This is a genomic window from Candidatus Pantoea communis (assembly GCF_011752685.1).
In the GTDB taxonomy this organism is placed as follows: Bacteria; Pseudomonadota; Gammaproteobacteria; order Enterobacterales; family Enterobacteriaceae; genus Pantoea; species Pantoea communis.
The window spans coordinates 104,314-125,050 of the sequence record NZ_VWXC01000016.1; the positions used below are offsets into that span (position 1 = coordinate 104,314).

17 protein-coding genes are annotated in these 20,737 nt (G+C 55.4%); 7 read left to right on the forward strand and 10 right to left on the reverse strand.

From position 1 onward, the window contains the following. Positions 1-181: 181 nt before the first annotated feature. Positions 182-1,207 carry an alpha/beta fold hydrolase gene (locus F3J37_RS19860; protein ID WP_166935220.1) on the forward strand — a complete coding sequence of 342 codons (1,026 nt, stop codon included), beginning with the start codon at positions 182-184 and terminating at the stop codon, positions 1,205-1,207. 40 nt (positions 1,208-1,247) lie between these two features. Here the strand turns inward: F3J37_RS19860 and F3J37_RS19865 are convergent, their stop codons facing one another. The 3 genes from F3J37_RS19865 to proP form a co-directional block, all read right to left on the reverse strand. Next, complete coding sequence (locus tag F3J37_RS19865) at positions 1,248-2,222, reverse strand: sensor domain-containing diguanylate cyclase (protein WP_166935222.1); 975 nt, start codon at positions 2,220-2,222, stop codon at positions 1,248-1,250. Between the two features lie 113 nt (positions 2,223-2,335). Continuing rightward, complete coding sequence (gene hemB / locus F3J37_RS19870) at positions 2,336-3,313, reverse strand: porphobilinogen synthase (RefSeq protein WP_034819746.1); 978 nt, start codon at positions 3,311-3,313, stop codon at positions 2,336-2,338. Between the two features lie 117 nt (positions 3,314-3,430). Beyond that, on the reverse strand, positions 3,431-4,936 hold the full coding sequence (proP, locus tag F3J37_RS19875) for a glycine betaine/L-proline transporter ProP (protein ID WP_034819744.1): 1,506 nt from the start codon (positions 4,934-4,936) through the stop codon (positions 3,431-3,433). A 572-nt stretch (positions 4,937-5,508) separates the two neighbouring features. Between proP and F3J37_RS19880 the strand changes: the two genes are divergently transcribed. Continuing rightward, complete coding sequence (locus F3J37_RS19880) at positions 5,509-5,976, forward strand: hypothetical protein (RefSeq protein WP_034819738.1); 468 nt, start codon at positions 5,509-5,511, stop codon at positions 5,974-5,976. Here F3J37_RS19880 and F3J37_RS19885 read toward each other — a convergent pair. Next, a complete protein-coding gene (locus tag F3J37_RS19885) occupies positions 5,968-6,927 on the reverse strand; it encodes a D-2-hydroxyacid dehydrogenase family protein (RefSeq protein WP_166935224.1) in 960 nt (319 codons plus the stop codon). The two genes, F3J37_RS19880 and F3J37_RS19885, sit on opposite strands and share 9 nt — an antisense overlap. Then, positions 6,902-8,506 carry an EAL domain-containing protein gene (locus tag F3J37_RS19890; protein WP_160868925.1) on the reverse strand — a complete coding sequence of 535 codons (1,605 nt, stop codon included), beginning with the start codon at positions 8,504-8,506 and terminating at the stop codon, positions 6,902-6,904. Before F3J37_RS19890 ends, F3J37_RS19885 begins: the two co-directional genes overlap by 26 nt. 238 nt (positions 8,507-8,744) lie before the next feature. Here F3J37_RS19890 and F3J37_RS19895 point away from each other — a divergent pair, with 238 nt between their 5' ends. Then, entirely contained in the window at positions 8,745-9,509 is a 765-nt protein-coding gene (locus tag F3J37_RS19895; protein WP_160868882.1) for a class II aldolase/adducin family protein, read from the forward strand. 9 nt (positions 9,510-9,518) lie between these two features. Then, a complete protein-coding gene (locus F3J37_RS19900) occupies positions 9,519-10,466 on the forward strand; it encodes an ABC transporter substrate-binding protein (protein WP_166935226.1) in 948 nt (315 codons plus the stop codon). 114 nt (positions 10,467-10,580) lie between these two features. On the opposite strand, the gene F3J37_RS19905 is transcribed toward F3J37_RS19900, so the two are convergent. The 4 genes from F3J37_RS19905 to F3J37_RS19920 form a co-directional block, all read right to left on the reverse strand. Then, positions 10,581-11,627, reverse strand: coding sequence for an AI-2E family transporter (locus F3J37_RS19905; RefSeq protein ID WP_166935228.1), 1,047 nt, complete (start codon positions 11,625-11,627; stop codon positions 10,581-10,583). Positions 11,628-11,717: 90 nt separating this feature from the next. Continuing rightward, positions 11,718-13,370, reverse strand: coding sequence for an ABC transporter permease (locus F3J37_RS19910; protein ID WP_205299005.1), 1,653 nt, complete (start codon positions 13,368-13,370; stop codon positions 11,718-11,720). Then, positions 13,371-14,342, reverse strand: a complete 972-nt coding sequence (locus tag F3J37_RS19915) for an ABC transporter substrate-binding protein (RefSeq protein ID WP_182056821.1) — start codon at positions 14,340-14,342, stop codon at positions 13,371-13,373. It abuts the gene before it with no gap. Then, positions 14,320-15,030, reverse strand: coding sequence for an ABC transporter ATP-binding protein (locus F3J37_RS19920; RefSeq protein ID WP_166935232.1), 711 nt, complete (start codon positions 15,028-15,030; stop codon positions 14,320-14,322). Before F3J37_RS19920 ends, F3J37_RS19915 begins: the two co-directional genes overlap by 23 nt. Positions 15,031-15,258: 228 nt before the next feature. Between F3J37_RS19920 and F3J37_RS19925 the strand changes: the two genes are divergently transcribed. Continuing rightward, positions 15,259-16,482 (forward strand): MFS transporter, encoded by a 1,224-nt coding sequence (locus tag F3J37_RS19925; protein ID WP_166935233.1) that lies wholly within the window; start codon positions 15,259-15,261, stop codon positions 16,480-16,482. Between the two features lie 420 nt (positions 16,483-16,902). On the opposite strand, the gene F3J37_RS19930 is transcribed toward F3J37_RS19925, so the two are convergent. Beyond that, positions 16,903-17,718: a TIM barrel protein gene (locus F3J37_RS19930; protein ID WP_058960626.1), complete on the reverse strand. Its 816-nt coding sequence runs from the start codon at positions 17,716-17,718 to the stop codon at positions 16,903-16,905. Between the two features lie 413 nt (positions 17,719-18,131). On the opposite strand from F3J37_RS19930, the gene F3J37_RS19935 reads away from it, so the two are divergent. Together F3J37_RS19935 and iolB are read left to right on the forward strand one after the other, a co-directional pair. Next, the gene (locus F3J37_RS19935) at positions 18,132-19,637 is read left to right on the forward strand and encodes a CoA-acylating methylmalonate-semialdehyde dehydrogenase (protein WP_034819716.1); all 1,506 of its coding nucleotides are present in this window, start codon (positions 18,132-18,134) and stop codon (positions 19,635-19,637) included. A 25-nt stretch (positions 19,638-19,662) separates the two neighbouring features. Then, positions 19,663-20,481, forward strand: coding sequence for a 5-deoxy-glucuronate isomerase (iolB, locus tag F3J37_RS19940; RefSeq protein WP_166935235.1), 819 nt, complete (start codon positions 19,663-19,665; stop codon positions 20,479-20,481). Positions 20,482-20,737: the final 256 nt, after the last annotated feature.

Here is a 20,737-nt window from a genome sequence, read left to right on the forward strand (position 1 = left end):
CTTTTGTTGAATCGATGTTGAATATTTAGCGTAATTACGCCCGTTATTTTTAACTCAAATTTTCCATCACTTTGCCGAGCTTAACAGTATGAGAAAACGTGGCGCTGGCACACCTCATCAATACGCACTGGCGATTAACGTGCCAGACTGATGGTTTTTTCATAGCTCAGGAGCAGTGCGCATGGCTTTTCGTTTCCCGCTAAAACAGTCACTTGCCGTGATTTTGACGGCGATGGCAGCGCTACCCACCCCCTCCGCGTTAGCGGCCAATGTGTATGGCGAGCAGTTGGAAGGTTTTCAGTATCCCTACCCACTTGAACACTTTAATTTCTCCTCACAGCAGCAACCGCTGAGCATGGGGTACATGGATGTCAAACCCGCGCAGCAGGCTAATGGTCAAACGGTGGTATTACTGCATGGTAAGAATTTTTGTGGTGCAACCTGGGAAGACACCATCAAAGCGCTTAGCCAGCAGGGATATCGGGTGATTGCGCCGGACCAGATTGGCTTTTGCAGCTCGACGAAACCCGCCAATTACCAATACAGCTTCCAGCAACTGGCGCTGAATACCCATCAACTGTTAGCGCATCTTGGCGTTGCTAAGGCGGTGATTATCGGGCATTCAACCGGTGGCATGCTGGCGACGCGCTATGCGCTGATGTATCCACAGCAGACACAGAAGCTGGTGCTGGTGAACCCGATTGGCCTGGAGGATTGGAAAGCCAAAGGCGCACCGTGGCGCTCGGTGGACCAGTGGTATCAGCGCGAACTAAAGCTCAGTGCGGCGGGCATTAAAAAGTATGAACAGACGACTTACTACAGCGGTCAGTGGAAGCCGGAGTACGACAAGTGGGTGGATATGCTGGCAGGCCTCAACAGCGGGCCAGGCCATAAGAAGGTGGCGTGGAACTCTGCGCTCATTTACGACATGATTTTCACCCAGCCGGTCTATTACGAATTCAAAGACCTGAAAGTGCCGACAACGCTGATGATCGGAACCGCCGATACCACCGCGATTGGCAGCGATATTGCTCCCGCTGCGGTCAAAGCGCAGTTAGGTCATTACAATGTGTTGGGCAAACAGGTGACAAAGATGATTCCGGAGGCACATTTAATTGAGTTCCCAGGTATGGGACATGCGCCGCAGATGGAAGAGCCGCAGAAGTTTAATCAGACGCTGATTAGCGATCTGGCGCGTCCACTGTAAGATGCGGTGGCAAATGGGCGTGCTTTTGCACGCCCTGGCATTACTGTACCTGCTTTTTTTTGCCGTTTTTGGCTTCGTACATACGCGCATCGCTGCCTTCCAGCAGCTGTTCCAGCGACAGCGGATGGTCGGGATCAAACTCCACAATGCCTGATGAGAAGTGCAGTGCGTAGCGGCGGTCGAGATCCTGAGTTTGCTTTTGCAGGAAACGATCAAAGCGCGCCAAAACGCCCTCGGCATCGGCCTGCTGTAAGCCGTTAAACAGCACCACAAACTCATCACCGCCCAGGCGGGCAAAGATATCAGCGTGGCGGAAACTCACTTTCATCGCATCCGCAAAATCCATCAATGCACGATCCCCCTCGCGGTGGCCGAGCGTATCATTGATAGCTTTAAAACGGTCGAGGTCGAGGAAGGTCAGACTGGCCGGGAGTTGCCTGACTTCGCACTCATTCAGCGCGAGCTGTCCCAGCGTCATAAATCCGCGACGGTTGGTGATTTGCGTCAGTTCATCCGAGGTCGCTGTCTGGAACGCCACCAACTCTGCTTCGGCCATCGCGGCCAAATCGCGCAGCGTATTCATGTCATCCGCATTAAATTCGCGCGCATGGTGGTCGACGATACAGAGCGTGCCCACTTTGGCACCCGCTGGCGTACGCAGCGGACAACCCGCGTAAAAGCGCACGGGATTCTCTGAGGTTTTCACTAACGGATTATCGTGGAAACGCTCATCTTCAAGGGCGTTTTCGACCACCATCACATCGTCTTGCAGGACCGCGTGGCCACAGAACGACGTATTACGGGGTGCGGTCGCCGCGCTTTGGCCAGCGATAGATTTGAACCACTGGTGGTCCTCCTCCAGCAGGCTAACCAGCGCAACCGGCACGCCGAACAAACGACGAGCAAGGCGGGTTAAACGATCAAAACGCTCTTCTGCAGGCGTGTGCAGAATGTTGAGCGCACGTAACTGGGCCAGACGACGTGACTCGTCCGCAGGCAGTGCAGGTGCTTTCATCGCGTTACTCTTTCTTTTAAATTATTCGGGTACAACTTCACTGGTGTTTTGCTGCCATAACGGCATAAAGCGCTTAGCAACGGTGCGATATCCATTGCTAAGCGTAACGATTATCAGAGCACTTTTTGCTCGGCAAGATCAAGGGCAAAATAGCTGAAAATCAGGTCAGCACCGGCACGTTTAATCGCACCAAGGCTTTCCAGAACCACATTACGTTCATCGATGGCACCCGCCTGCGCGGCGAATTTGATCATCGCGTATTCACCACTCACCTGGTACGCAGCCAGCGGCAGAGTAGTGCGTTCGCGGATATCACGCAGAATATCGAGGTAAGCACCCGCCGGTTTTACCATCAGTGAATCGGCCCCTTCGGCTTCATCAATCAGGGACTCGCGAATCGCTTCACGGCGGTTCATCGGATTCATCTGATAAGTTTTACGATCGCCTTTTAATGCCGTTCCTGCTGCTTCCCGGAACGGACCGTAGAATGAAGAGGCGAACTTGGTGGAGTAAGACATGATGGCCGTATCGGTGAAGCCTGCGGCATCCAGTGCCTGACGAATGGCTTTCACCTGGCCATCCATTGCCGCTGAAGGGGCGATAAAATCCGCACCGGCTTGCGCGGCGACCACGGCTTGTTTGCCGAGGTTAATTAATGTCTGGTCGTTATCCACGCCGTGATCGCACAGCACGCCACAGTGGCCGTGGCTGGTGTATTCACAGAAGCAGGTATCGGACATCACGATCATTTCTGGCACGGTGTCTTTGCAGATACGCGACATACGCGCCACCAGGCCATTCTCATTCCATGCATCGCTGCCGGTTGCATCCGTGTGATGCGAGATACCGAAGGTCATCACAGAGCGAATACCGGCTTTGGCGATACGCTCAATCTCATAGGCGAGACGTTTCTCAGGAATACGCATCACACCCGGCATGGCGTTAATCGGCACGTAATCGTCCACGCCTTCTTCAACGAAGATTGGCAGGGCCAGATCGCTCAGACGAAGGTGGGATTCCTGGAACATTTCACGCATTGATGCGCTTTTGCGCAGTCTTCTTGGACGTTGGAGAAGATTGAATTCAGACATGTTCGTACAACTTTTGCTGGTGAAAAAAGTGACAACAGTTTACCCCTTTTCGCCAGCGGGGATGAAGGATTGTGTGCGGAAACGAAAACTCCCGCCGGGCGGCGGGAGTGGGGAAGATTACTCGTTGATGTCCGGGTGCTGCTGCACCAGGTTTTTACGTTTCGCCTCGAGCTTAGCGATCTCTTCATCAATATCTTCGATTTTCTGCTCAATGTTGTCGTGATGCTCCTGCAGGATTTCACGCGCTTCTTCAATATCCGACGCCGCCGGTGTGGCACCGCGCAGCGGCTTGTTGGCGGTCTCTTTCATATAGATACCCGTGATCAAACCAATCACCGCGACCACCATCAGATAATAAGCCGGCATATACAGATTGTTGGTTGTTTCAACCAACCACGCGGCGAAGGTCGGGGTTAAACCGGCAATCAGTACCGAGATATTGAAGGCACTGGCCAGCGCACTGTAACGAATGTGCGTTGGGAACATCGCCGGCAGCGACGAAGCCATCACGCCGGTAAAGGCGTTAAGGATCACCGCCAGCAGCAGCAGACCCGCAAAAATCAGCCCCAGCACGCCGCTGTTAATCAACATAAATGCCGGAATCGAGAAGGCGAACAGCGCGATACTGCCGATGATGATAAACGGGCGACGGCCAAAGCGGTCACTCAACATGCCCATCACCGGCTGCACAAACAGCATACCCATCATGATGGCGATAATGATCAGCACGCCGTGATCTTCCGAGTAGTGCAGGTTATGCGACAGGTAGCTCGGCATGTAGGTCAGCAACATGTAGTAGGTCACGTTGGTGGCAATCACCAGACCGATACAGGCCAGCAGACTTTTCCAGTGCTTGGTGGCGATCTCTTTGAAGGATACTTTCGGGCCGTCACGCAGACCTTCACGATCGCCTTGTTCCAGCTTATCAACGTGCTGCTGGAACGCCGGTGTCTCTTCCAGTGCGTGACGCAGATACAGACCGATGATCCCTAACGGTAGCGCGAGGAAGAACGGCAGACGCCAGCCCCACTCAAGGAATTTCGCTTCACCGATGACGGTGGAAATCAGCACCACGACGCCCGCACCCAGCACGAAGCCGGCTATGGAGCCGAAGTCGAGCCAGCTGCCCATAAAGCCACGCTTACGGTCCGGCGAATATTCCGCGACAAAGATCGAGGCACCGGTATATTCACCGCCCACTGAGAAGCCCTGCGCCATTTTCGCCAGCAGCAGCAGAATCGGTGCCCAGATGCCGATGGTGGCATAAGAGGGGATCAGGCCGATACAGAAGGTACTGATCGACATGATGACAATGGTAATAGAGAGGATTTTCTGACGACCGTATTTGTCGCCGAGCATACCGAAGAATAGTCCACCCAGTGGGCGAATCAGGAAGGGAACAGAGAAGGTACCCAGTGCAGCAATCATCTGCACACTAGGCGATGCATCCGGGAAGAACACCTTACCCAGCGCATACGCCACAAAGCCATAAACACCGAAATCAAACCACTCCATCGCGTTGCCCAGAGACGCAGCGGTAATGGCTTTACGTAAACGGGCGTCATCGATAATCGTGACGTCATCCAGTCCGATAGGTTTTACACGCTTCCTACGTAGTTTCATGATGTAACCCTGTATTGGAATTCGAAAATTCCTCAACGCTGCAGACTACATTTTGTGGCCAGTCCACGGCGTTGAGAAGATTTAAGCATAGCCGTGAAAGAGGACTTTATCCGGCGTAGCAACGGTAATAATTAGGGGCGAAATGATTACGTCCCGCGACAGAGTATACCGATTTTGTGTGATATTTGTCATGTTTCAGCCAGCAACTGGCTATTTTTTGGCTAAAACTCTGGCGGAATGATGGGGAAAACGCAGCTTATAAAATCCTGGTTATCGCGCGTCAGGCCGCGTAATGCGTGCGTTTCAGCCAGGAATGCATCAAAAGGGTGGCAAAGGGTGTCATTTATTTTTTTTCTGAAAAAACGCGGAGAAAATTTTGATGATTATCAGCGATATCAACTGCGCATTGCTGATTGATTAATCCATTGTTCTGACAAGTGGCGGCTTGATTGCTATACCTGATTGTTGCGCAATAAATAAGAAATTCTTATCATTAAGCGAAGCGGTAAGCTTTGCTTGCCAGCCTGTCATCATTCGGTAATACTCTGCCGCCTGGCTCAGGTGGAGTGTTCATGTCGAGAAAAAACGCCCGATTGTTTGAGAATCCCTGGCTGTCGCAAATTGACAGTGTAGAAAGGAATCTTATCAATTATGCGCCTGATGCACGGCGAACGTTCACCGATCCTGTGGCACCGATTGGTTGGATCGACTGCGGTGAACGTGCCGATGCCCAATTGGCATTACTGGCCCAACAACCTGATGAACTGCTGAAACGCCTGAAAACCTGGCGGCAGGCGGGATTGCTCACCAGCCAGGCGGCCGAGAGTTTGCGGCAGCTGCAACGCCTGACGCAAACCAGTATCGCGCGTAATCAACCCATTACCCAGCTTGATGAGTATCAGCAGTTGGTGGGACAGCTGACGCCGACCTTAGAACGTATTAACCAGCGCCTGAATGGCCAGCGCCCGCCAGTCACGCTGGCGGATGACACACTGGAAGTGGCGCTGCGTATCGCCGAAAAACGCCGTCGCTCAGAGTAGCGATCGCAGTGGTGCGCCGCTTATCCATCCCTGAATATCTTCCACTGCCTGCGTGAAGTAGGTGCGGTAATTGCTGTCGGCGACATAGCCAAGGTGAGGCGTGGCCAGCACATTGGGCAGATGGCGCAACGGGTGGTCAGCAGATAGCGGTTCCTGTTCGAACACATCGATTCCGGCCCCAGCCAATTGACCGGATTGCAGCGCGGCAATCATCGCTTGCTGGTCGACAAGTGCGGCGCGTGAGGTGTTGATCAACAGCGCGCCTGGCTTCATCTGCGCCAGTGCAGCATGGTCAATCACGTGGCGCGAGCGCTCGCTGAGCACCAGGTGCACCGAGACAAAATCGCTCGCTTGCATCAAGGCGTGCAGCGAAGGCATCCGTTCTGCGCCACATTCGGTCGCGCGTGAGTCGGTGAGATTTTGACTCCATGCGCAAACGCGCATCCCAAAGGCCTGCGCCACTTTGGCCATCTCGCCACCGATTTTACCCAGCCCCACTAAGCCCAACGTTTTGCCCTGCAAACCGAGCCCCAGCGTTTGCTGCCACGGCCCGTTATTGCGCATTGCCTGATTTTCTAACCTGATGTGGCGTGCCAGCCCAATCAGCAAACCCCAGGTGAGCTCCATCGGTGCAGCGCTGCTGCTGGCGGTGCCGCACACGGCGATATAGCGCTCGGCACAGGCGTGCAGATCAATCGAGGCATTACGCATGCCGGAGGTGACCACCAGTTTCAGGTTAGGCAAGCGACCAATCAGTTCAGCCGTGAGAGGTGTGCGCTCGCGCATAACAACGAGGATATCGGCGTGTTCGATATGGCGCACCCGCTCATCTTCATTGTCAAAATGCCGGGTCAGTGCGGTGGTGTGGACAGTCGGTTGCAGCGATGCCCAATCGGCCAGCGACAGGGCAACGTTTTGGTAATCATCAAGAATGACGCAATTCAGGCTCATGGGATTCCTCAACGAGAAGTGGCTGACGCCCTTGCTCATTGAGCCAGGCGCGAAGCCGGTCATTATCCATCGGACGGGCATAATAGTAGCCCTGAATTAGCACCACGCCACGCTGCCGCAGGTAGTCATATTGTAACGAGGTTTCCACCCCTTCACCGAGCACATCCAGCTTGAGTTTGTGGCACAGATTTATGATGGCATCCAGCACCGGCGTTTCTACCTCCAGACCTTCAATGGCGTTAATAAAGCCGCGATCGATTTTCAGGTAATCCAGCGGGAAGGTTAGCAGATAAGAAAGTGAGCAGTGGCCGGTACCAAAGTCATCAATCGCCACTTTCATGCCGTGTGACTGCAGGTAGCGGAGTTTACGCGCCACCAGTTCGCCGTCATCAATCAGGCTGCGCTCAGTGAGCTCCAGCGTCACCACCATCTGTTTGTCTTTAATGCGGCGGGCAAAGCGCTGAATGTCCTGCACGAAATCGGCATGTTGCAAATGTTCTGCCGCCACGTTCAGGCCAATATGGAAACCGGGCTCAACCTGCCAGCCCTGAATATCTTCCGCCATCAGATCCAGCAAATGCTGGGTCAGCTGCACAATGATCCCTTCAGATTCGGCGTGGCTGATAAAGATATCCGGACGGATCATCTCACCATTCGGCAATTGCCAGCGCAACAGGGCTTCCGCGCCTTTGCAGCGCTCGATTTCCGTGCTGTAAACCGGCTGGTAATGGACCGAGAATTGACGGCTACGCATCGCGCGGCGGATTTCATCGGCCCACGAAATGCGGCGGCGCAGCCAGTTGGCGGTCAATACCATCAGCAGGATAGAAAAAATCGCCGCCATCGGCAGGAAGATAAACAGCGCCTGGCGCCAGGCTTTCAGCAACTCGGAGGCGGGCACCGTGACATTCACGCTAATCGGGTAGCGGCTGGATTCGGCCTGATAAGGCTCACTTTTCAGATACAGTTCGGGTTCGATGTCGGCCGGGCCGCTGGTAATGGGTGCACCGCCGCTAAAGCGCATGCTCATCTGATAGCCACGCGACTCGCCAATCGCGTGCATAAAGTCCATCAGATACTGACCATCAATCACCGCCCAGAAGCCGGTGCTATCAGGCAGTTGACGCACAAACACCACGGCGGGCCGATTGGGCACGCCGTAAGTGCCACGAATGGAGAGGCTCCACCAGGCTTTACCCGTGATCGGCGGTGGTTGCATCATCATCTGGGTCAGGGTGCCATGCACCAAACCAAACGCCGATGAGCAGCTGATGTTCTCGCCACTCAGCAGACCAACGGAACGAAAATAGGCGTTGAGGGTGCCAGCGCGCTGCAGTTGATCCTCGATCTTCGCACAAGGCTGATAATGGTACTGACGCAGCTGGGTGATCATATCCCATGCGTTATCACTCATTTTTTCGGCTTGAGTGAGTAAGGAGTTAGCGGTGGAGATCTGCTGCTGGCTCACCGTGTGCCGTGCTTCAATGGCCGTACAAAGGATGCCCAGTACCAGTGGTAATAACCCGGCACAGACAATTAACAGCCAGCCAAAATCGCGATTTTTTCTTTGCGGTGGCACCTGACTTTCCTCGGTCATTTTAAGCAGCAGATGAGGGCTAAGCTGCGGCGTCAGCAGCATAACACTTCCAGGGGCCGTGCATATTAGCGTTTTGATTTTGCTCTGGGCTGACTCAGGTCAAATATCGGCGTCGCTTTGCGTTAATTGACAATGTTTTGCCGTTATTGGCATTTCCCAGCGGGAAAAGCGCTGTGCCACGATGTTGGGAAAGCATATTGACCTGAAATGAGGAGCGAAAATGAGCACTGAAACCCTGGATGTGGCTTCCCTGCGCCAACGCATTAGCGAAGGTGAGTGGCAGGCGCGTGTGAAGCTGGCGCAGGCCTATCACCTGGCGGCCAGGCTGCGCTGGACTGACCATATCTACACCCACTTTTCTCTACGTGTGCCGGGCGATCAGCCCCATTTTCTGATTAACGCTTTCGGTCAAACCTTCGATGAAATCTCGGCGGAGACGCTGGTGAAAATTGATATCGACGGAAACATCATTGATGACCCGACGGGGCTGGGGATTAACCACGCGGGATTTGTGATTCACAGCGCTATTCACCGTGCGCGTCCGGATGCGCATGCCGTGCTGCATACGCATACGGCGGCGGGCATTGGTGTCTCTGCGCAGCGCAACGGTTTGCTGATGATTTCGCAGCACAGCACGCGCTTCCACCATCGCCTTGGCTATCACGATTACGAAGGCATTGCGCTGGATCTTGATGAGCAGCAACGCATTGTGGCCGATCTCGGCGATCTTAATGCGCTAATCCTGCGTAATCACGGCCTGCTGACCAGCGGCGGCAGTATTGAAGAAGCGTTCTATAACCTTTACTACCTGGAGCGTGCTTGCCAGGCGCAGCTAGCGGCTCAATCGGGCGGTGCGGATTTGATCATCCTGCCTGATGAGGTATCCGAGAAAGCGGCGCAGGCGTTCGACAACAGCATCCGTAACCACAAATATCAGCTGCACTGGGATGCCTACATCCGCCAGCTCAACCGCAACGCACTCTGAGAATCCCTTATGAAATGGCTGAAACCGGTAGTTTCGACGCTGTTGCTGTGCGCGGCGTTCAGCAGTCAGGCAGCGCCTGACTTAAGCAAAGTCACTCTGGTGCTGGGCGATCAGGCGCGCAATTTGCGTTCGCTGATTGAGGCCGCCGATGTCATGAAAGATGCGCCCTATCAATATCGCTGGGCGAATTTCCAGGGGGCGGCACCGCTGTTTGAAGCACAGCGTGCGGGTGCGGTCGATACCTCCTACGCCGGAGATTTGCCGGTATTGATGGCGGCGTCCGGTGGCGTACCGTTGAAGATCATCGCCACCAACGTCGGCGATTCCGGTTCGAACGGATTGATCGTTCCGGCGGATTCGCCAATCCACAGCGTAAAAGATCTGGCCGGAAAAGAAGTGGTGGTGTCATCGGCGCGCGGCAGCATTTCGCAGCATCTGTTGTATGAAGCGCTGGAAGAAGCGCAGGTCAAACGCGATACGGTGCCGGTGCGGTTTGTTTTGCCAACCGATGCCAGTGCAGCGTTTAATTCCGGGCAGATTGCCGCCTGGGCCACGTTTGATCCCTATCTGGGGATTGCTGAACAGCACGGTGCACGCCTGCTGCGCGATGGCAAAGGGTTAACCACGGCACTGTCGTTTGTCACTGCCACGCAGAGTTCGCTGGACGATCCCGCTAAGCGGGCGGCGATTGTCGATTTCACCCATCGTTTAGCCAAAGCCCGCGAATGGGCACTGGAACATCCGCAGCAGTACAACGCGGTGTATGCCCAGTTAACGCGGCTCTCGCCGGAAGATGCGCAAAAAATTACACCGCGCATTTCGCACGGCGTTCGGGGTGTAACGGCAGAAGATGTGGCGAAAGTGCAGAAGGTGTCAGATCTGTTTAGCGAGCTGAAGATTTTGCCGAACAAGGTCGATGTGCAGTCGATTACGGATAACAGCGTCTTTACGCAATAATCGCCAATCCTGCGCAATAATCGCGCCGTTACACTGATGTGCACATCAACCTGCGCGAAGCCTCTCGCCGCGACGCTGATGTGCACATGCTGTAGCGGTGCAAACCCCTGGCTATTAACGTGGACGCGATCCCGGTCGGCCGTTGCCTAACATAATCGCCAGTCGGCTGCCACCCGGCGTGGTCTCCATCAATATCTTAGTGACGCTGGTCAGTGGTACTGACAGCAGCATGCCCACCGGCCCCAACAGCCAGCCCCAGAATATCAGCGACAGAAACACCACCAGCGTCGAGAGCCCCAATCCGCGCCCCATCAGCTTTGGCTCCAGCATATTGCCAAACACCATATGAATCGCGCTGAACAGTGCCACCACAAACAATGCATCGTAAGTTCCGTTCAATACCAGCGCCTGAATAAATGGCGGAATGCCGGCGATGATCGGCCCGATATTGGGGATAAAGTTGAGGATAAAGGCCACGACGCCCCAGAACAGTGCAAACTTCACGCCGATGAGTTCCAGCACCAGCCAAACGGCGAGACCGGTCATCAGGCTAACCAGGGTTTTTAGCGCCAGATAGTGGGTCACGCCTTTGAATGCGCGGTGTAACCCCGCAATGCGGATTTGCGGATTGATCATCGCGTTGCGCATTTTGTAGGGCAGATGGCGCACTTCGAACAGCATAAACACCACGGTGAGGATCAGCAGCAGCACGTTGGTCATGGCGCCGGAAAACTGTTTCAGCAGCGTGGTGGCCATATCCATCATCACATTCGGGTCGAGCCGAGCGGCTAAGGCTTCCGTGGAGACATTGATATGAAAGCGAGCGGCAAAGTGCTGCACCACGCCGAGTTTTTGTTCCAGCATGCTACGGATTTGCGGATAGGTGTCGCTGAAGTCACTGGCCGAACTGGCCATCACGCCAACCAACAACAGGATGACGATAAATATCACGCTGATCACCGCAGTGATGGCCAGACCACGTGGCACGCCTCGACGCATCAGCAGGGTGACCAGTGGATTCAGCACAATCGCCAGAAAGCTGGCGAGCAGGAAGGGCACCAGAATTTCTGACGCAGCACGGATGCCCGCCAGAATAATCACCAGCATCGCCATTTTGACCAGCATGTTCTGGCCAATTTTTTCCTGGGGCAGGTTGTTCATTTACTCTCCTGAGTCATCAATGGCTCAGGAGAGTGTAGTTGAATGAAAGTAAGTGATTGTTTATTTAGGAATAAGCGAAACGTCAATGTGTTATTTACCCTGACGTTGCATTAGCGCTGTGGCGCCCAGCATCAGGGTGAGGCTGGCAAGCAGTGTCACGGTGGCCATCGCCATCCCTTGCCCCACGGAACCTTGCTCGAACTGACGCCAGATAAAAATCGCCACGGTTTGCGTCCCGGCGGGTGCCAGCAGCAGCGAGGTCACCAGTTCGCGCGATGCCACGGCAAACACCATCATCATCGCGGCCAGCAGACTCGGTGCGACCAGCGGCAGGACGATCAGGCGCAGCGCCTGTAAGCGTGACGCGCCGTGCACGCGCGCCGCCGGTTCCAGCGTGGGGGCCAGTTGGCGCAGCGCACTGCTGACATAGCGTACCGGCCAAGGCAGCAGCAGGCAGCTGTAGGAAAGCAGCAGAATAAACATTGTGTTGTAAGGGGAAACCGGCCAGAAGCCGCGGTTCCACAGCAGAATCAAGCCGACGCCGACCACCACGCCGGGCATGGCAGCAGGCAGCAGCGCCAGGCCATCCATCATCGCCAGCAGGCGCGTTTTTCCTTCTGACACGCGCCAGGCAATCAGGAAACCGAGCAGCCCAGTAAGCAGTGCTGCGCCCAGCGCCAGCCCAATGCTGGTGGAGAAGGCCGATAACGCATCCCCTTGCTGACTAAATAGCGCGCCGAAGTGGCGCAGCGTCAGGTTATCCAGATGCAGGCCGCCGGAAAGGGTATTCAGTAATCCACTCAGCGTCATTGCGCCCAGCGGCAGTACCACGGCGAGTAAAACGGTGAGGATAAACGGCAGCAACATCAGCGGCAGCCAGCGCCCGCCTTCGGCAAGCTCCTGCACCACCGGTTTGCCGTTAACGGCCGTGACATCGCTGCTGCCGGTCAGTTTACGTTGCAGGAACCAGGCGGTGAGCGCCACCAGGCTCAGCATTAACGAGAGGGATGCCGCGCCCGGTAAATCGATTGGCCAGTCCGCCAGTTTGGTTTCGATACCGACCGTCATCAACGTCAGATGCGCCTGAGTGCCGAGCGCCGCAGGCACGCCGTACTCTTCAATCGCCAGCGTGAATGCCAGCAGCACGCCACCGGCTAACGCTGGCAGCGTCAGCGGCAATGTGATCTGGGCAAAAGCTCGCCAGGCTGATGCGCCGTGCACGCGAGCCACCCAGGCGAGGCGTTGACCGCTCGCCATCAGCGAACGCGACACCGCAAAATAGACCACCGGGAAGATATTCAGCGTCATCACCAGCGTCATACCGGTACTGCTGAACAGCAGGCTATCGAGGTTGATGCCGATGAGTTGCTCAAAATAGCCGTTGCGTTGCAGCGCCAGCGTCCATGACAGCGCCACGATATAGGGCGGCGTGAGGAAGGGGATCAGGAATAACAGATCCCACATTGCCGCACCCGGCAGGCGGAACAGGCCGCGCAGCGCGCCGAGCGGTAAGCCCAGCAGCAAACTGCACAGCGCCACGCCGCCGCCGATTTTCAGCGTGCCCAGCCACATCGGAACCATCTGGGGATCTTCAAACAGCGCCGGTAACGCGCTGAACGCCCCACTCCAGTTCCCCTCGCCAAGCTGTGGAAACAGTGCCTGTAGCACGATAAACAGCAGCGGCAGTGCCACCAGCAGCGCCAGCGCCAGTAGAATCAATCCATTCAGGGCACGCGACATCATTTACTGCCCGAACAGGGCGCCAAAGCGCTTCAGCACCGCCGAGCGCTCGCTGCTGCCATCGCTATTGGCGGGCAGCAATTTGATCTCGGTGAACAGCGGACGCTGCGCTTTGATATCGGTACGTGCAGGCATCAACCAGGCCTTCGCGACCTGCTCCTGGCCTTCATCCGACAGCACATAATCGACGAACTTCTTCGCATCATCGGCATGTTGGCTGCTTTTCAGAATCATCATCGGACGCGGTGCCACCACGGTGCCATTTTCGGGGAAGATCACTTTGACGCTTTCACCCTGCGCAATGTTGTTATAGGTGACGTAATCCACTGCACCAAAAACCGCCGCTTTCGCACCCTGCAATACTGGCGTCACCGCCTGGGCATTCGGGCCGCTCATCACCATGCCGTTGGCTTTTAACTGATCAAACAGCTGCCAGGCTTTTTCACCCTCGCTATTTTGCAGGCCAATCAGCAGATCGAGTGAAGCACCAGAGAGTGCCGGATCGGGGGTGGTGACTTTGTCTTTAAACGCGGGTGCAGTCAGATCCTGCCAGGTTTTTGGCTCTGGCGTGCCGCTCTTGGTGTTCCACACGATGCCGAGCGCGGAAATGCCCTGTGCCACGTAGTTGGCCGTTTTGAACTGATCCGGCACTTTAGCGGCATTGGCGCTTTCGTACGGCAACAGCCAGCCACGATGTTGCAGATCTTCAGCGGTATCCCATGAGGCAGAGATCAGCACATCGGCTTGCGGATTAGCCTGTTCGGCTTCCAGACGCGCCATCACTTTGCCGGTGGTGGCCTGGAAGATATTCACTTTAATACCGGTTTGCTTTTCGAATCCGGTGGCCAGACTTTTTGATAGCGAACCCGGACCGGCGGTGTACACCGTCAGTGCCTGGGCATCGTTGATCATCATAGCGGAGGTCAAAATCATCGCGCTGATGGCTCCTGTTTTAACTGACTTGAGAGATGGCATTGCGGTCCCCTGAGAGGTGAGTAACGGAAACAATCTGGCCCTGTGCCAGGTGAATAATGCGGTCGGCGAGCGTGTTGGCTTCCTCGCGGTCATGCGTGACATAAACAGCGGTAATGCCCGCGCTGCGCAGTAAATCCGCCATGGTGTGCACCAGGGTTTCACGCAGGTCGCGGTCAAGATTGGAGAGCGGTTCGTCGAACAACAAAATCGCCGGTTTAGCGACCAAAGCACGGGCGAGGGCGACACGCTGCTGCTGTCCGCCAGAGAGCAACGCGGGTTTGCGATCGCCAAAATCAGCCAGGCCGACCTGCGCCAGCGCCGCATCGGCCTGTTCACGTGCAGCCGCTTTTTTCACACCGCGCATGCGCAACGGGAAAGCGACGTTTTGCGCTACGGTCATATGCGGCCACAGAGCGTAATCCTGGAAAACCATGCCGAGGTTGCGCATTTCCGGCGCATCGCAATGATGTGCAGAGGCAGCGCAGCGATCGCCAATCCACAACTCGCCTGCCGTGGGTTGCAGCAGGCCCGCCAGTAGTTTCAGCAGCGTGCTTTTGCCACAGCCGCTCGGGCCGAGCAGTGCAATGATTTCGCCTGCGGGAATGGTCAGGGAGAGATCGTGCAGAATCGTCAGATTGTTCACTGACCATCTGAGATTTTTCAGTTCGATAGGCACGGCATGCGTCACTGGCCACCTCCGGCAAAGGAGTGGCACTGCGGCACGCGCGCCTGACAGCAAATCAGGAGCAGCATCAGATTGTGTATCCTCTTTGGGATTTGATGGGCGCGAGTGTAAGTGGGCGATATGACGAAATGATGACCACAAATTAGGGCGATCACCGGATGCAGTACGCAGGAAAAGGCGTATAGTTAGCCTTCTATACAAATATTTAGTCACCCACGAGCGCAATCACTCATGCCTGACCAGCCTGCCGCGGCCCCTGAACACGGCCGACTTCGCCTGAATCTTCTGATCCTCTCCATTGTGAAGTTCAACTTCGCCAGCTATCTCACGATTGGCCTGCCGTTGGCGGTGCTGCCGGGCTTTGTCCATGACGGATTGGGCTACAGCGCCTTTTGGGCGGGATTGGTGATCAGCCTGCAGTACATCGCCACGCTGCTGAGCCGTCCGCATGCCGGGCGCTATGCTGATATGTGGGGGCCGAAGAAGGTCGTGGTGCTGGGGCTAGTGGGTTGTCTGATTAGCGGCATCTGTATCCTGCTTTCGGCACTGACGGAAGGGCAGGGCGTGCTCAGCCTGATTTTGCTGTGTCTGGGGCGCGTGATATTGGGCGTAGGGCAAAGCTTCTCTGGCACCGGCACCTCGCTGTGGGGCGTGGCACGCGTTGGGTCACTGCACATTGGCCGAGTGATTTCCTGGAACGGTATTGTCACCTACGGCGCGATGGCGATCGGTGCGCCGCTCGGTGTGGTGATTTTCCGCAGCGGCGGTTTACTGCTGCTTTCGGGCATTATTATCGCCATCTGCGTGCTGGCGCTTGCGCTGGCGCTGCCGCGTGCGCCAGTGAAAGGCAGCAAAGCCAAACCGCTACCGTTCCGCGATGTGCTGGGAAAAATCTACGGCTTCGGCCTGATTCTGGCGATGGGATCGGCAGGTTTTGGCGTGATCGCTACCTTTATCACCCTGTTCTATCAGGATAAGGGCTGGGATGGTGCCGCCTTTGCCTTAACGATGTTCAGCGCCGCCTTTGTCGGTACGCGTCTGCTGTTCCCCAACGCGATTAATAAGCTCGGTGGCTTGCGCGTCGCCAGCATCTGTTTTGCCGTTGAAGCGGTTGGACTGTTTCTGGTGGCGGGATCGTTCGATCCGTGGATGGCGAAAATGGGGGCGTTTCTGACCGGTGCAGGTTTCTCGCTGGTGTTCCCGGCGATTGGTGTGGTGGCGGTGAAAGTGGTGCCCCAGCAGAATCAGGGCAGCGCGCTGGCGACCTACACGGCGTTTATGGATTTGTCGCTAGGTATCACCGGACCGATTGCGGGTTTTATCTTGAGTTACGCCGGGGTCTCGCTGGTCTATCTGCTCACCGCGCTGCTGGTATGTCTGGCGCTGTTCTGCACGCTACGCATGATGAAGCGGCAGCCACAAGAAGCGGCTGTGGAAATCAAAGAAAATGCCTGACTTCTATGAATAAAGCACCCTCACATCATTCATCCCAATCGCTCAGGCGCATCTAAACAGGGTCTTCAATCGCTCAGGCATCATCTAAATAGTTTACGTCAGAGCAAGGCGGCAAGTTTGTAAGTCCCCAGAAGCTTACGTCCGTCAGTAATTAGGGTGAGAGCAAACGTTGTTAAACCGCTCAGGCATCCTCTAAATAGTTTACGTCAGAGCAAGGCGGCAAGTTTGTAAGTCCTCAGGAGCTTACGTCCGTAAGTGACTGGGGCGCACAAACGCGGCCAACGCAGCTATGACGTAAAATATGACGAGGATGGAAAAAAGGGCCTCCGACCGAGGCCAACACTAACAAAGTGTGTCTTGTTATGGACACAGATAAGGGTAGGGGAAACGGCGGCACACACCCTCGGCCGCCGTTATAAATCAGGCTTGCAGCAACTCAATACTCTGGCGAATTTCGCGCTCAATCTCTTTCGCGCCCCACTTCTCCAGCTCCGAGGAGAATGGCTCAAAGGCGTAAATGCCCTTATAGCCCAGCATCTCCAGACGCTTCACTTGCGCCACGCTGTTCAGCACATCGCGGTCGCTCAGCATAATGCGCTCTTCATCCGTCAGTGCCGCCGTTGGGCGGGTATCTTCCACGCCTGAGAGATGCACTAAGCCAATCTGGTTCACCTCAATCTCCTGCGGGAACTCCTGCTCGGCGTTCTCGTAAAGGTGATGATGGAAGGTATCCAGCAGCAATTTAAACGGCACGCCCGCCTGCTTAATCAGCTTTTGCGTCTGCACCGCAGAGCGCAGTGAACTCACCGGGAAGCCCAGCGGCTCAACCAGCCCCTGAATACCGTATTCAGCGAAGCGTGGTGCCAGGATCTGCAACGCCTCCAGCGTTTTCTCTGGTGCGATGGCAATACCCTCGTTCAATGGGCACATCACTAGCGCTTTGGCTCCAATGGCTTTCGCTTCTTGCAACATCGCTTCGGCTTTGCTCAACAGCGCGTCATCAGGGCGGTTAAACGGATAGAGCGCGTTAATGGTCTCGATCTCGATGTGATACTTATCCGCCAGCGATCGCAACTGCGATGCGCTCAGACCATCGGTGACCTTGCCGCCCGGCATATCGTTACGCAGTTCCACTTTGCTCAAACCCAGTCGCTGAACTAACTGGAAAAAGGCTTCAAGTGAGAGCGCGGGCGCAATTTTACGGTTGATACAGAAACGGGTTGGATCGATGGCCATGTGTGGCTCCTGTAATAGGATACGGTTCAGATGCTGCAAAGAAAACATTTATTTCATTGTTAGTGAATTATGAAATATCAGATATTGGATCTTCCTCGCAAAAATTTCATATTTCGTTTCGCGTAACATCATGCTGGCGTGATCTCAGTGGAAATTGTGTGGTCACAGAGGGTTATGATTACGTCTCGGCAAGAGAGGCAGGGTGCCGATCGAGCGAGGTTTACGGCCTTGCTGCAGGGAAGGCGGTAAAAATGCGATCCATGCCGCTAAAAGGAAATTTTCCAAAAAGAAGTATTTGAAAAATTTATTTCATTGTAATAGCTTCATAGCACGCTTTTCGTATTGCCTGGTCAGGTGGCGTTGCAGTGATAACCGACTGCCTGCAGGGAACTTCACATCAAAGAGGCAACGACATGACTATCGTAGGAAACTTTATCGGCGGCAAGATTACCCACAGCGCCAGCAATGAAACCATCCCGGTATACGATCCAGCCACCGGCAAAGTCGCGCGTGAACTGACGCAGAGCACCGCTGCTGAAGTGGAAAAAGCGATCGAAATCGCCCATGCCGCGTTCCCTGAATGGTCGAAAACAGCGCCGCTGCGTCGTGCCCGTGTGATGTTCAACTTCAAAGCACTGATGGAAAAACACCGTGACGAACTGGCTGCGCTGATCGTGTCTGAGCATGGCAAAGTGTGGTCGGATGCGTTGGGTGAGCTGACGCGCGGTATTGAAGTGATCGAGTTTGCCTGCGGAATCCCGCATCTGATCAAAGGTGAAAACTCACCAAGCGTCGGCACCGGCGTGGATAGCTACTCGCTGATGCAGCCGGTTGGCGTGGTCGCGGGTATTACGCCCTTCAACTTCCCGGCGATGGTGCCACTGTGGATGTTCCCAATCGCCCTGGCGTGCGGTAACACCTTTATCCTGAAGCCACCGGCGCTGGATCCATCAGCCTCTGTGCGTATGGCTGAACTGCTGAAAGAAGCGGGACTGCCGGATGGCGTATTCAACGTGGTGCACTCCTCTAACGAAGATGCTGAGCAGCTGTACAAAGATCCGCGTATTGCCGCAGTGAGCTTCGTCGGTTCTTCCGGCGTGGCCGAGCACATCTATAAAACCGCCAGCGCCCACGGCAAACGTGTGCAGGCGTTTGGTGCGGCGAAAAACCACGCCATCGTAATGCCTGATGCCGATCTGGATGCCACCGTGAATGCCATCATGGGCGGCGCGTTTGGTTCTGCCGGTGAGCGTTGCATGGCGCTGCCTGTGGTTGTTGCAGTGGGCAATGATACTGCTGACAAACTGATTGCGCGTCTGACGCCGCTGATCAAAGCGCTGCGCATCGGCCCCGGTATCCAAAAAGGTGCTGAAGAGAACGAAATGGGCCCGGTGGTTTCTGCCGCGCATCAGAAGAAAGTGCTGGGCTACATCGACAAAGGTGAAGCCGAGGGCGCGAAATTGGTGGTGGATGGCCGTGGCGTCAAAGTCCCGGGCCACGAAGAAGGTTACTACGTTGGCGGCACCCTGTTTGATAACGTTACCCCGGACATGGTGATCTGGCGTGAAGAGATCTTCGGGCCGGTATTGAGCATCATGCGTTCTACTGATTTTGACAGTGCACTGAAGCTGGTCAACAGCCATGAATTCGGTAACGGCAGCGCCATCTTCACCAGCAACGGCCACACCGCGCGTGAGTTTGTGCAGAACGTGGAAGCGGGCATGGTGGGTGTTAACGTGCCGGTGCCAGTGCCAATGGCGTTCCACAGCTTCGGTGGCTGGAAGCGTTCGGTGTTTGGTGCGCTGAACGTGCACGGTCCAGACGGTGTGCGTTTCTACACCCGCATGAAAACCGCCACCGTGCGCTGGCCGAGCGGTCAGCAGACTGTTTCAGAGTTCAGCATGCCAACGCTGGGCTAATCTCGCTTAACTTAGGAGATCGATGATGTCTTTGATTTCGAAAGCGCAGCAGCCAGACAGTAACGGTCGTATCCAGCACGTCACGCCAGAAAGTGCGGGCTGGGAGTACGTCGGCTTTGATGCCTACCTGCTGAAGAAGGGCCAGAGCCTGAAGCTCAGCAGCGGCGATAAAGAACTGTGTCTGGTGCTGGTGGCGGGGTTTGCCTCGGTAAAAACCCGCAACGCGGAGTTCCCGAACCTTGGTAAGCGCCTGTCACCGTTCGAGCGTATTCCACCGTACTCGGTGTATGTGCCGCACGATGATGAAGTAGAAGTCTACGCCGATAGCGATCTGGAGCTGGCGGTGTGTAATGCACCGAGCAGTGGCAACTTGCCTGCGCGCCTGATTGCGCCGGAAGATGTGGGTGTGGAGCACCGTGGTAAAGGACGCAATCAGCGTCTGGTGCACAACATTCTGCCGGACAATAAAGAAGCCGACAGCCTGCTGGTGGTGGAAGTGTATACCGACGAGGGTGCGACCAGTTCGTACCCAAGCCATAAGCACGACCAGAAAACCAGTCCGGATGAGACCTATCTGGAAGAGACCTACTATCACCGTTTCGATCCAGAGCCTGGCTTCGCGATGCAGCGCGTATATACCGACGACCGTTCACTCGACGAGTGCATGGCGCCGTATAACCGCGATGTGGTGACTGTTCCGCGTGGCTATCATCCGGTGGCGACCATCGCGGGTTACGATAACTACTATCTGAACGTGATGGCAGGTCCGGTGCGTTTGTGGAAGTTTACCTGGGAGAAAGATCACGCCTGGGTGAACAGCGATAAGTACCCGCGCAGCAAATAAAGTCGCAGGTCGCCATAATGGCGACGCTACCGACTAGCGATACGCTTGTCGTTGGGTGCACAGTGATGTGCACCTGGCAGCACACCGCAAGATATGAATGACAAATGTAAAAAGGGCAGCCAAATGGCTTAATGCCGATCAGTTAAGGATCAGTTGAACGATCCAGTGGCTGTGTAAGAATCCGGAAACGCTTCGTTTCCGGATTTTTTTATGCAGCTCAGTCAGGCCCTTGATATCGTCTCTCGTTACGATTCTC

Coding starts and splice junctions, on each gene's coding strand:
- F3J37_RS19860 (WP_166935220.1), top strand. CDS start 182: ATGGCTTTTCGTTTCCCGCTAAAACAGTCACTTGCCGTGATTTTGACG.
- F3J37_RS19865 (WP_166935222.1), bottom strand. CDS start 2,222: ATGAAAGCACCTGCACTGCCTGCGGACGAGTCACGTCGTCTGGCCCAG.
- hemB (WP_034819746.1), bottom strand. CDS start 3,313: ATGTCTGAATTCAATCTTCTCCAACGTCCAAGAAGACTGCGCAAAAGC.
- proP (WP_034819744.1), bottom strand. CDS start 4,936: ATGAAACTACGTAGGAAGCGTGTAAAACCTATCGGACTGGATGACGTC.
- F3J37_RS19880 (WP_034819738.1), top strand. CDS start 5,509: ATGTCGAGAAAAAACGCCCGATTGTTTGAGAATCCCTGGCTGTCGCAA.
- F3J37_RS19885 (WP_166935224.1), bottom strand. CDS start 6,927: ATGAGCCTGAATTGCGTCATTCTTGATGATTACCAAAACGTTGCCCTG.
- F3J37_RS19895 (WP_160868882.1), top strand. CDS start 8,745: ATGAGCACTGAAACCCTGGATGTGGCTTCCCTGCGCCAACGCATTAGC.
- F3J37_RS19900 (WP_166935226.1), top strand. CDS start 9,519: ATGAAATGGCTGAAACCGGTAGTTTCGACGCTGTTGCTGTGCGCGGCG.
- F3J37_RS19905 (WP_166935228.1), bottom strand. CDS start 11,627: ATGAACAACCTGCCCCAGGAAAAAATTGGCCAGAACATGCTGGTCAAA.
- F3J37_RS19910 (WP_205299005.1), bottom strand. CDS start 13,370: ATGATGTCGCGTGCCCTGAATGGATTGATTCTACTGGCGCTGGCGCTG.
- F3J37_RS19915 (WP_182056821.1), bottom strand. CDS start 14,342: ATGCCATCTCTCAAGTCAGTTAAAACAGGAGCCATCAGCGCGATGATT.
- F3J37_RS19925 (WP_166935233.1), top strand. CDS start 15,259: ATGCCTGACCAGCCTGCCGCGGCCCCTGAACACGGCCGACTTCGCCTG.
- F3J37_RS19930 (WP_058960626.1), bottom strand. CDS start 17,718: ATGGCCATCGATCCAACCCGTTTCTGTATCAACCGTAAAATTGCGCCC.
- F3J37_RS19935 (WP_034819716.1), top strand. CDS start 18,132: ATGACTATCGTAGGAAACTTTATCGGCGGCAAGATTACCCACAGCGCC.
- iolB (WP_166935235.1), top strand. CDS start 19,663: ATGTCTTTGATTTCGAAAGCGCAGCAGCCAGACAGTAACGGTCGTATC.